The organism is Streptomyces sp. NRRL S-337 (assembly GCF_000720175.1).
Classification (GTDB): Bacteria; Actinomycetota; Actinomycetes; order Streptomycetales; family Streptomycetaceae; genus Streptomyces; species Streptomyces siderophoricus.
The window spans coordinates 18,280-29,430 of record NZ_JOIX01000091.1; the positions used below are offsets into that span (position 1 = coordinate 18,280).

The following is an 11,151-nucleotide window of genomic DNA, read 5'->3' on the forward strand; positions in this document are numbered from 1 at the left end:
CGCGCCGGGTATGCCTGTCGGGTGGGGCCCGGACGAGCGGGAGGAGCCGCCGTGCACGACGACCGACTGCTGGTGGAGGAGCGCCTGGCACGGGCGCTGGGGCAGTTCATCCGGCCCGCGGTGTACGCGGCGCGGGTGCCGCTGCGGCTGGCCGCCTGGCATGCGCCGGGCGAACCACGGCCGGTGGCCGAGGCGCTGGGCGCCGAGTACGTGCCGTTCGCGGCGGGCGAGGCGTGGGGGCCGCCGTGGTCGACGAGCTGGTTCCGGCTGGCGGGTGAGGTGCCCGAGGAGTGGGCGGGGCGGCGGGTGGAGGCCGTCATCGATCCCGGGTTCAGCGGCGACGGGCCCGGTTTCCAGGCGGAGGGCCTGGTGTACGACGCCGAGGGCGTTCCGCTGAAAGGGATCCATCCGCGCAACCGCCACGTCCCCGTCGGTGCGCCCGTCCGCGGTGGCGAGGAGGTGCGGCTGCTGCTGGAGGCCGCCGCGAACCCGGCGGTGCTGCGGGACTTCCGCCCCACCGACCTCGGTGACGTCCGCACCGCGCCGGACCGCCCGCTGTACCGCTTCGCCTCGGCGGACCTGGCCGTCCTCGACGAGACGGTCTGGCACCTCGTGCTCGACATCGAGGTGCTGGCCGAGCTGATGCCGGAGCTGCCGGCCGACCGCCCGCGCCGGCACGAGATCCTGCGCGCGCTGGAGGACCTGCTGGACACGCTGGACCTGCACGACGTCGCGGGCACGGCGGAGGCCGGCCGGGCCGCGCTGGCCGGGGTCCTCGGCCGCCCCGCCGCGGCCAGCGCCCACCGGCTCTCGGCCACCGGGCACGCCCATATCGACTCCGCCTGGCTGTGGCCGCTGCGGGAGACCGTCCGCAAGGCGTCCCGCACCTTCGCCAATGTCACCCAACTCGCCGCCGAGTACCCCGAGTTGGTGTTCGCCTGCTCCCAGGCGCAGCAGTACGCCTGGGTCAAGGAGCACCAGCCGCACATCTGGGCGCGCATCAAGGAGGCGGTGCGCAACGGCACCTGGGCGCCGGTCGGTTCGATGTGGGTGGAGTCGGACGCCAACATGCCCGGCGGCGAGGCGCTGGCCCGGCAGCTGGTGCACGGCAAGCGGTTCTTCCGGGAGGAACTGGGGGTGGAGACCGAGGAGATCTGGCTGCCGGACTCCTTCGGCTACACCGCGGCCTTCCCGCAGCTGGCCCGGCTGGCCGGCGCGCGGTGGTTCCTGACGCAGAAGCTGTCGTGGAACCAGACCGACCGGATGCCGCACCACACCTTCTGGTGGGAGGGCATCGACGGCACCCGCGTCTTCACCCACTTCCCGCCGGTCGACACCTACAACTCGCGGCTGCACGGCGCCGAACTCGCCCACGCCGAACGGAACTTCGCCGAGAAGGGCCGCGCCACCCGCTCCCTCGTCCCGTTCGGCTGGGGCGACGGCGGGGGCGGCCCGACCCGGGAGATGCTGGAGCGGGCCCGCCGGCTGCGCTCGCTGGAGGGCTCCCCGCGGGTCGAGATCGAGCCGCCGGCCCGGTTCTTCGCGGCGGCGCACGAGGAGTACGGCGCGGCCGCGCCGGTCTGGTCGGGCGAGCTGTACCTGCAGTACCACCGGGGCACGTACACCTCGCAGGCCAAGACCAAACAGGGCAACCGGCGCAGTGAACACCTTTTGCGTGAGGCGGAGTTGTGGGCGGCGACGGCGGCGGTCCGGGCTGCGGCCGCCGGGGGCGCGGAGGGCGGGTATGGGTATCCGTACGACGCGCTGGACCGGATCTGGAAGACCGTGCTGCTGCACCAGTTCCACGACATCCTGCCGGGCTCGTCGATCGCCTGGGTGCACCGGGAGGCCAGGGACACCTACGCGGCGGTCGAGGCGGAGCTGACCGGCATCATCGAGGAGGCGCTGGCCGCACTGGGACGGGCGGCGGACGGCGCGCCGCCCACGGTGTTCAACGCCTCACCGTACGACCGGGACGAGATCGTCGAGCTACCGGGCGACGGGCCGGGTGCGGCCGTCGCCGTGCACGTCCCCGCGCTGGGGGCGGCGGCCGTCCGCCCGCCGGGGCCGGACTCCCCCGTTCCGCCGCCCGCGCCGGTACGGGCCACCACCGATACCGACGGCACCGTCACCCTCGACAACGGGCTGCTCCGGGTCCGCGTCGACAACGACGGCCTGCTGGCCTCGGTCCGCGATCTGCACGCGGGGCGGGAGGTGCTGGCGCCCGGCGCCCGCGGCAACCTGCTCCAGCTGCACCCCGACCACCCCACCAAGTACGACGCCTGGGACCTCGACGGGCACTACCGCCACCGGCACACCGATCTGACCGCCGCCGAATCCGTCGACCTGCTCACCTCCGGGCCGCTGACCGCGACCGTGCGGGTGACCAGGTCGTTCGGTGCGTCGCGGGTGGTCCAGGAGCTGACGCTGCGGGCCGGCGCGCACCGCCTCGACGTGCTCACCGACATCGACTGGCACGAGTCGGAGAAGGTCCTCAAGGCCGCCTTCCCGCTGGACGTGCACGCCGAACGGTCCACCGCCGAGATCCAGTTCGGGCATGTCCACCGCCCCACCCACACCAACACCAGCTGGGACGCGGCCCGGTTCGAGATCTGTGCACACCGCTGGCTGCGGGTGGCCGAGCCGGGCTACGGCGTCGCGCTGCTCAACGACTCGACCTACGGCCACGACGTGACCCGGGTCCCGCACGCCGAGGGCCTGGGCACGACCGTGCGGCTGACCCTGCTGCGCGCCCCGCACAGCCCCGACCCGGCGACCGACCAGGGCAGCCACCGGTTCCGCTACGCGCTGCTGCCGGGTGCCACGACCGGCGCCGCGGTCGCCGAGGGCCTCGCCCTGAACCTGCCCCTCCGGACCGTGGCCGTGCCGCCGGTGCCGCCGCTGGTCCGCGTCGACCACCCGGCGCTCACCGTCGAGTCCGTCAAGCTCGCCGAGGACCGCAGCGGTGACGTGGTGGTCCGGCTCTACGAGTCCCGGGGCGGCCGCGCCACCGGCATCCTCTCGCCCGGTTTCCCCGTCGAACGGGCCACCGTGACCGATCTGCTGGAGCGTCCGCTGCACGACGAGGAGGAGGGGCCGACGGCGGAACTGACGCTGGAGCTGCGCCCGTTCCAGATCCTGACGCTCCGGCTCCGGCCGCAGCGCCCCGGCGGCTGACCGCGCGCTTCGCGGTTCACACCCGGGGGATGTTCCGCAGGTTGGAGCGGGCCATCTGCAGCATCCGGCCGACCCCGCCGTCCAGCACGATCTTGCCGGCCGACAGCGCGAAACCGGACACCATCTCCGCGCTGATCTTCGGCGGGATGGACAGCGCGTGCGGGTCGGTGACGACGTCGACCAGCGCGGGCCCGTCGTGCCGGAAGGCGTCGCGCAGCGCCCCGCGCAGCTGCTTGGGCTTCTCCACCCGGACGCCGTACACCCCGGCCGCGCGGGCGATCGCCGCGAAGTCCGGGTTGTGGTTGGTGGTGCCGTACGACGGCAGGCCGGAGACCATCATCTCCAGCTCGACCATGCCGAGGGAGGAGTTGTTGAACAGCACCACCTTCACCGGCAGGTCGTACTGGACCAGGGTGAGGAAGTCGCCCATCAGCATGGCGAAGCCGCCGTCGCCCGACATCGAGACGACCTGGCGGCGGCGGTCGAGGAACTGGGCGCCGATCGCCTGGGGCAGCGCGTTGGCCATGGAGCCGTGGCTGAAGGAGCCGATGACCCGGCGGCGGCCGTTGGGGGTGAGGTAGCGCGCGGCCCAGACGTTGCACATGCCGGTGTCGACCGTGAAGATCGCGTCGTCGGCGGCCTCCTCGTCCAGCACCGAGGCGACGAACTCGGGGTGGATCGGCACGTGCTTCTCCACCTTCCTCGTGTACGCCTTGACCACCCCCTCCAGCGCGTCCGCGTGCTTCTTCAGCATCCGGTCGAGGAACTTCCGGTCGGTCTTCTCCCGGACCTTGGGGATCAGGCAGCGCAGCGTCTCGCGGACGTCGCCCCAGACCGCGAGGTCGAGCTTGGTGCGGCGGCCCAGGTGTTCGGGCCGGACGTCGACCTGGACGATCTTGACGTCGTCCGGCAGGAACGCGTTGTAGGGGAAGTCCGTGCCGAGCAGGAGCAGCAGATCGCACTCGTGGGTGGCCTCGTAGGCCGCGCCGTACCCGAGCAGTCCGCTCATGCCGACGTCGTAGGGGTTGTCGTACTGGATCCATTCCTTGCCGCGCAGGGCGTGGCCCACCGGGGCCTTCACCCGCTCGGCGAACTCCATCACCTCGGCGTGCGCACCGGCCGTGCCGCTGCCGCAGAACAGCGTGACCGTGCGGGCCCCGTCGACCATCCGGGCCAGCGCGTCGATCTCGGCGTCCCCGGGCCGGGCCAGCGGCCGGGTGGTGACGAGCGCGTGCTGGAAGGCGCGCTCGGGCGCCTGCTCGGCGGCGATGTCGCCGGGCAGGGAGACCACCGCGACGCCGCTTCGTCCGACGGCGTGCTGGATGGCGGTCTGCAGCACCCGCGGCATCTGCCGGGTGCTGGAGATCAACTCGCTGTAGTGGCTGCACTCGGTGAACAGCCGGTCCGGGTGGGTCTCCTGGAAGAAGGTGGTGCCGATCTCGCTGGAGGGGATGTGCGAGGCGAGCGCGAGGACCGGGGCCATCGAACGGTGCGCGTCGAAGAGGCCGTTGATGAGGTGCAGGTTGCCCGGTCCGCACGAGCCGGCGCAGGCCGCGAGCCGGCCGGTGAGCTGCGCCTCCGCCCCGGCGGCGAAGGCGGCGGCCTCCTCGTGCCGGACCTGGATCCAGTCGATCGCTGCGTTCCGGCGGACGGCGTCCACCACCGGGTTCAGGCTGTCGCCGACGACACCGTAGAGGCGCCGCACCCCCGCCCGCACCAGGATGTCCACGAACTGCTCGGCCACGGTCTGCTTCGCCATGTCGCTGTCGCTCCCAGGGTGGAAGGGGTCGGGGCCGGGGGTACGAGGGGCCTGTTCCCATGAACCCATGCGGGCGGGCGGTCCGCCTCCGCTGTCGTCTGCCCGGTCGGCCGTCCGGGGGTGCCGGCCGGTCGGATGTCCGCGGCGGCCGGCGCCGGCCCGCACGGTCGCGGGCGGCCGGCAAGCGCTTCCGGGTCCCGTCCGGCAGTCTGGGGCCATGAGCGCGTGGCAGCTGGTCGCGGTCGGCCTGGTGATGCTGCTCGGGCTGATCGGGGTGCTGGTACCCGGAATCCCCGGGCCGCTGATCGTGTGGGCGGGCGTGCTGTGGTGGGCGGTGACGGAGAAGTCCGGCCCGGCATGGGCGGTGCTGATGGGCGCCACCGCCGTGCTGTTGCTCAACCAGGCGCTGAAGTGGCTGCTGCCGGTGCGTGATCTGCGGGCCGCGGGCGCGCCGTACCGCACCCTGTTCCTGGCCGGCATGGCCGGCATCGTCGGTTTCTTCGTGCTGCCGGTGATCGGTGCCGTGGTGGGCGCGGTCGGCGGCCTCTACCTGCTGGAACGCATCCGGCTGGGCGGGCACGGCGACGCCTGGGCCTCGACCCGCACGGTGATGCGCACCCTCGGGCTGAGCGTGCTGGTCGAACTGCTCGCCTGCCTGCTGGTGGTCGGTGGCTGGGCGGGGACGGTGCTCGCGAGGTGAGCCGGCCTCGGGCGAGGGGCGACGGCGGGCGTCGCCGGAGCGGCCTCAGGCCGCCGGCGCCGCCGCCGCGAGGGCCGGTAGCCCGCCCGGCGGGAGCAGTCCCGCCCGCCACAGATGGTGCAGGGCGTACGCGCCCCAGGGCCGCCAGGCCCCCTCCGGGTCCGCGCCCCGCTCCGCTGCGGTCCGCTCGCCGGCCTCCGGTCCGCCCACGTCCGGGTCCCCCAGTGCCCGCATCCTGATGTACGCGGCGGTGCGCGGCCCGACACCGGGCAGCGCGGCCAGCGCCCGCTCCGCAGCGGCCCGGTCGGCGCCGGCGTCCAGCCGGACCGTGCCGTCGGCGAGCGCGGTGCACAGCGCGCGCACCGGCTCGGGGACGTCCGCGCCGGTCAGCTCCGCGGGCGCCGGGAAGAGGTGGGTCAGCCCGCCGTCCGCCGCGTCCAGCGGCTTGCCGTAGGCCCGCACCAGCTCGGCGGCGCGTTCCGGCGGCCCGCCGAGCACGATCCGTACGGCCATTTCCTCCGGGTCCGCCGCGCCCGGCGAGCGCAGGCCCGGGCGCTCGGCCACCAGTGGGCCGAGCACCGGGTCCGCGCCGAGCCGCTCGGCAACGGCGTACGGGTCGGCGTCCAGGTCGAAGAGCCGGCGCAGCCGCTGCACGGCCGTCGACAGGTCCCGCAGGTCGGTCAGGAGCAGCCGGCACTCCAGCCAGCCGCCGTCCCCGCCCCTGGCCGCCGGGCACACCCGGCCGGCCGGCGGCCGGGACCGTCCGCGGGGCCCGGCGGGCGGCTCCTCGACCTCGGCGATCCCGCTGCCGTAGGTGAGCCGCAGGGTACGGCGGTAGGTGCGCGGGCCGCGCTCGCCCCGTACCTCCTCCACGCCCGGCACGGCCCGTTCCGCCAGGAAGTCGAAGATCTCCACGGCCGCGTAGGGGCCCCGGTAGGCCAGCCGCAGTGGAATCCCGCCGGCCGCCGGGCCGCCGCCCGGGGCGGGCCGCGACCGGGGGCGCGTGGTCGTGACGCCGCCGCGCCCGCGCCCGCCCACCGCCGCGGCCCTCAGCTCGCTCGGCGTACCGGCGTAGATCTCCCGCATGGTGTCGTTGAACTGCCGGATGCTGGCGAACCCGGCCGCGAACGCCAGCTCGGTCACCGGGAGCGCGGTGGTCTGCAGCAGCACCCGCGCGGTGTGCGCCCGGCGGGCCCGGGCCAGTGCGACCGGACCGGCGCCCAGTTCCGCGGTCAGCTGCCGCTGCACCTGCCGCGCGCTGTACCCCAGCCGCTGCGCCAGCCCGGCGACGCCCTCCCGGTCGACCACGCCGTCGCCGATGAACCGCATGGCCCGGCCCACCAGGTCGGCGCGCACGTTCCACTCCGCCGAGCCGGGCACGGCGTCCGGCCGGCACCGCCGGCAGGCCCGGAAACCGGCGGCCTGCGCGGCCGCGGCCGACGGGAAGAACCGCACGTTCACCCGCTTGGGAGTGACCGCGGGGCAGCTCGGCCGGCAGTAGATGCCGGTGGTCACCACCGCGAAGAAGAACTCCCCGTCGAACCGCGCGTCCCGGCTGGACACCGCTTCGTACCTGGTCTCGTCGTCCATCACGCCTCCAGTCTGCGCCCGCGGCGGGGCTCGGACCGGCGGATTTCGGACCTGACGTTTCCGGGCGCCGCCGTGGGCCCGGGCAATGACGCCCGGGCCCCGGCTCACCTCTCCGCCTGCTTCAGCTCACCTTCCGTGCCCCTCTTCCGCTCCATCATGTGCCGGCCGAGCGCCTGCTTCTGCTTCCAGTCCCGCCGGATCTCGGCCCGCAGCCGGGCGTCCGTCTTGGCCACGATGCGCTGGTTCTCCCGCAGCAGCTTGCGGTAGCTCTCCAGCCGGCGCACCGCCAACTCACCGTTCTCCAGGGCGACGTGGACCGCGCACCCCGGCTCGCTCTCGTGCGCGCAGTCATGGAAGCGGCACCCTTCGGCCAGCGCCTCGACGTCCGAGAACGTCCGGGACAGCCCGCCCTCGGCGTCCCACATCCCGACCCCGCGCAGCCCGGGCGTATCGATCAGCACGCCACCGCCGGGCAGCGCGAGCAGATCGCGGGTGGTCGTGGTGTGCCGGCCCTTGCCGTCCCGGTCCCGGGTGGCCTGTACGGTCTGCACACTCGCCCCCACCAGCGCGTTCGCCAGCGTGGACTTGCCCGCGCCGGACTGTCCCAGGAATACGGACGTCCCCCCGGCCAGTACGGCGGCCAGCGCATCGAGCCCCGCACCGGTCTCCGCGCTGACGGCCAGCACCCGCACCCCTGGAGCGGCCGATTCCGCGTCCGCCACCAGGTGCGCCAGCCCGTGCCCGTCCCCGGCCAGGTCGGCCTTGGTCAGCACCACCAGCGGCTGTCCCCCGCTCTCCCAGGCCAGCGAGACGAACCGTTCGATGCGCCCGAGGTCCAGCGCGTCGGCCAGCGAGACCGCGATCACCGCATGATCGACGTTCGCCGCCAGGATCTGCCCCTCGGAACGCTTCGACGACGTGGACCGCACGAACGACGTACGCCGCGGCAGCAGCGCCCGCAGGACGCCGTCCACATGGTCACCGCCCCGCCCGTTCTCCAGATCGATGACGGCCCAGTCACCCGTGCACGGCACCCGCATCGGATCACCGGTCGCCACCAGCGCGGTGTCCGCCAGCACGGTCCGGACGCCGTCGCCGTCGGGCACGACGGCGTCCACGCGCCCGCGGTCCACGCGGACGACACGACCGGGCACGAACCCCTGCCCGGCAAAGGGGGTGAAACTCTCCGCGAACCCGTCGTCCCAGCCGTAGGCCGTCAACGGATGCGCAGTGGAAAGATCGAGGTCGAACAACGCAAGGACCCTTCAGGGAAAGCGGCCCCGGCCCACGCCACCGCGTGCGCATCTCTGCGCAGCGGAAAAACGGAAGTGACGTCGAGTCAGCCGGAGACCACGGAGGTGAATGTGATGAACTCCTGGATGCGGGCAGCGCCCAGCGCAACGACAGTCATCGGTCTTCACCTCCCGGATTCCTCAACGGCCGACACGGACGGCGGCATCGCCGCCCTCCGGAACCCGCTCACCGTAAGCCAGCGGCACTGTGCGCCGCCAACTCTTTTTCGGCGGCGCGGCGTTCGGCCTGCGGGCGTCAGTCGTTGCCCGTGCTCGCCAGCTGCGCCGCCAGGCCGCCCAGGATCATCCGGAGGCCGAATTCGAAGCCGCGGTCGTCGAGGGCGGTCGGGGACGGGTCGACGTGGGTGGCGGCTTCGAGGGAGTCGGCCAGGGCGGGGTGGTCGGGGCGGTAGGCGGCGGGCGGCCGGGTGAAGCCGGCCGCGTAGGTCTCCAGGGCGGAGCCGATGACCAGGAAGTCGAGGGCGGCGGCGGTCTCGGCGGCCAGGGCGGGGGTGCAGCCCGCGCGGATCAGGGTGGCGAGCAGGGTGTCGTACTCGCGCAGCGCGCCCTCGGTGTGCACGCCGCGGCGGGCGACCAGGGCGATGGCGTTGGGGTGGCGCTGGAAGACCCGCCGGTAGCCGCGGGCGTACGCGGCGATGCCGTCGGGCCAGGGCTCGTGGTGCAGCGGGGTGTGGTCGATCTCGGCGTCGAGCAGTTCGCTGACGGCGTCCAGGATGTCGTCCTTCGAGCCGATGTGGTTGTAGAGCGACGCGCCGCGCACACCCAGCCGGTCGGCCAGTGCCCGCATGGTGAGGGCTTCGTAGCCGCGGTCGTCGATCAGCTCCAGAGCCGCGTGCGCTATGGCCGTCCTGCTCAGCAATGTCTGGTGTGGGCGGCCCACGACACCCCTCGCTTCCCCTCGAATTCCTGGCTTTTCAAGGTTACTCACCGGCAGGGGCTTCACAGAGCGGCATGACGTCCCTACCTTCGCCGACTAACAAAGTTAGTTTTAATCGAACCGCCAGGCGAGGTACGCCATGTCCCACTCCACGCCCCCGCACCGGCCGCCCGCCGGCAGCACAGACAGCGCTGCCGGCGGGGACGGCGACGCCGCCCGTCTCGCATCACTGGGCTACACACAAGAACTCCGCCGCAGCCTGAACATCCTGGGAAACATCGCCATGGGCTTCGCCGTGGTCTCCCCGGTGGTCGCGCTGTACGCGGTCTCCATGATCGGCACGATGATCGCCGGGCCCGCGTGGATCTGGGCCCTGCCCGTGGTCCTGGCCGGCCAGTGCCTGGTGGTCAACGTCTACTCCGAACTGACCTCGCAATGGCCGCTGGCCGGCGGCCCCTACCAGTGGGGGCGGCGGCTCATCGGCCCGCGGTTCGGCTGGCTGAGCGGCTGGGTCTGGCAGTTCGCGGTGATGTTCGGGAACACCACCGTCGCCTACCTGGCGGCGCCCTGGGTGTTCGCGCTCACCGGGGTGACGCCGTCGCCCGGCGCGATGGTCGCCGTCTCGATGGCCGTCGTGCTGCTCTGCGCGCTGGTCAACGCGTACGGCATCAACCTCCTGAAGTGGTTCGTCTCGGCCGGCATCGCCGGCGAGGCCATCGCCTCCGTCCTCGTCGGCCTGTCCCTGCTGCTGTTCTTCCGCAAGCACCCGTTCTCGCTGTTCACGCACACCTTCGGCGCCGAGGCACTGTCCGGCGGCTCGGTGCCGCTGGCGCTGCTGACCGTGCTCGCGGTCGCCGGCTGGGCCTTCATCGGCTTCGACGCGTGCGTCTCGACCGCGGAGGAGACCAAGGACGCCGGCCGCCAGGTGCCCCGGGCGATGTGGTGGGCGCTGCTGTCCGTCGGCGCCGTGGTCATCCTCAACGCGGCGGCCGTCGCCATCTCCTACCCCCACACAGCCACCGCCGTCGCGGGCAAGGACGTCGACCCGGTGACCACGGCCGTGGTCACGTCGTTCGGCTCCTGGTCGGACAAGCCGTTCGTGCTCGTCGTGCTGGTCAGCTTCCTCGCCTGCGCCATGGCGTCCCAGGGCGGTGCGGCCCGCGGCCTGTACTCACTCGCCCGGGACGACGTGTTCCCGTTCTCGCGGCAGGTCAGGAAGGTCAACAAACAGCAGGCGCCGATCGGCGGCCTGATCGCCTCCCCCCTCGTCTCGGGCGTGGCCCTGCTGCTCGGCCTGAACGCCACCGCGATCGGTTCGCTGATCGCCTTCGGCACCGCGGCCACCTTCGTACCGTTCTTCCTGGTCTCCGCGGCCGCCCTGATCGCGCGGCTGCGCGGCACCTGGGTGCCCGGTGGCCACATCCGGCAGGGCCGCAAGGGCACGGTGCTCAACGTCGTCGCCGTCGCCTGGACCGGCTTCGAGGTCACCAACGTCGCCTGGCCGCGCGCGGTGCTCGCCCCGCCGGGCGCCCCCTGGTACCAGATCTGGGCCGCACCGCTCGGCGTCGCGGTGGTACTCGGCGCCGGCACGGTCTATCTGATGGCCCGTCGACCGCAGGACAGGCTCCCGGCCCAGGCGGAGACGGACGCCGCCGGTGCGGCGGACCGGCTGCCCACGCTGCCCGCCACCGAGCCGCAGCCCTGACCCCCCTGCCCCCTCCCCAGTGCCCGCCCC

Annotated in this window: 7 protein-coding genes; 3 read left to right on the plus strand and 4 right to left on the minus strand. The window is 73.6% G+C overall.

Annotation, left to right across the window (positions count from 1 at the left end; translation table 11 throughout):
- Window positions 1-51 precede the first annotated feature (51 nt).
- The gene (locus tag IG62_RS0136065) at window positions 52-3,177 is read left to right on the plus strand and encodes an alpha-mannosidase (protein WP_030813657.1); all 3,126 of its coding nucleotides are present in this window, start codon (window positions 52-54) and stop codon (window positions 3,175-3,177) included.
- A gap of 16 nt (window positions 3,178-3,193) precedes the next feature.
- On the opposite strand, the gene IG62_RS0136070 is transcribed toward IG62_RS0136065, so the two are convergent.
- Window positions 3,194-4,936 carry a pyruvate dehydrogenase gene (locus tag IG62_RS0136070; protein WP_030813662.1) on the minus strand — a complete coding sequence of 581 codons (1,743 nt, stop codon included), beginning with the start codon at window positions 4,934-4,936 and terminating at the stop codon, window positions 3,194-3,196.
- A gap of 217 nt (window positions 4,937-5,153) precedes the next feature.
- Between IG62_RS0136070 and IG62_RS0136075 the strand changes: the two genes are divergently transcribed.
- Window positions 5,154-5,636 (plus strand): DUF456 domain-containing protein, encoded by a 483-nt coding sequence (locus IG62_RS0136075; RefSeq protein ID WP_030813665.1) that lies wholly within the window; start codon window positions 5,154-5,156, stop codon window positions 5,634-5,636.
- 45 nt (window positions 5,637-5,681) lie between these two features.
- Here the strand turns inward: IG62_RS0136075 and IG62_RS0136080 are convergent, their stop codons facing one another.
- The 3 genes from IG62_RS0136080 to IG62_RS0136090 all read right to left on the minus strand — a co-directional run bounded on the left by IG62_RS0136080 (window position 5,682) and on the right by IG62_RS0136090 (window position 9,419).
- Complete coding sequence (locus IG62_RS0136080; RefSeq protein ID WP_030813669.1) at window positions 5,682-7,226, minus strand: AlkA N-terminal domain-containing protein; 1,545 nt, start codon at window positions 7,224-7,226, stop codon at window positions 5,682-5,684.
- A gap of 104 nt (window positions 7,227-7,330) precedes the next feature.
- Window positions 7,331-8,479 (minus strand): ribosome small subunit-dependent GTPase A, encoded by a 1,149-nt coding sequence (gene rsgA / locus IG62_RS0136085; RefSeq protein ID WP_030813672.1) that lies wholly within the window; start codon window positions 8,477-8,479, stop codon window positions 7,331-7,333.
- A gap of 295 nt (window positions 8,480-8,774) precedes the next feature.
- A complete protein-coding gene (locus IG62_RS0136090; protein ID WP_030813675.1) occupies window positions 8,775-9,419 on the minus strand; it encodes a TetR/AcrR family transcriptional regulator in 645 nt (214 codons plus the stop codon).
- 136 nt (window positions 9,420-9,555) lie between these two features.
- Here IG62_RS0136090 and IG62_RS0136095 point away from each other — a divergent pair, with 136 nt between their 5' ends.
- Window positions 9,556-11,121 (plus strand): APC family permease, encoded by a 1,566-nt coding sequence (locus IG62_RS0136095; protein WP_051799088.1) that lies wholly within the window; start codon window positions 9,556-9,558, stop codon window positions 11,119-11,121.
- Window positions 11,122-11,151: the final 30 nt, after the last annotated feature.

Excerpts from the sequence above, each read along its gene's own strand:
- IG62_RS0136070 (WP_030813662.1), bottom strand. The coding sequence starts at position 4,936 with ATGGCGAAGCAGACCGTGGCCGAGCAGTTCGTGGACATCCTGGTGCGG.
- IG62_RS0136075 (WP_030813665.1), top strand. The coding sequence starts at position 5,154 with ATGAGCGCGTGGCAGCTGGTCGCGGTCGGCCTGGTGATGCTGCTCGGG.
- IG62_RS0136080 (WP_030813669.1), bottom strand. The coding sequence starts at position 7,226 with ATGGACGACGAGACCAGGTACGAAGCGGTGTCCAGCCGGGACGCGCGG.
- IG62_RS0136095 (WP_051799088.1), top strand. The coding sequence starts at position 9,556 with ATGTCCCACTCCACGCCCCCGCACCGGCCGCCCGCCGGCAGCACAGAC.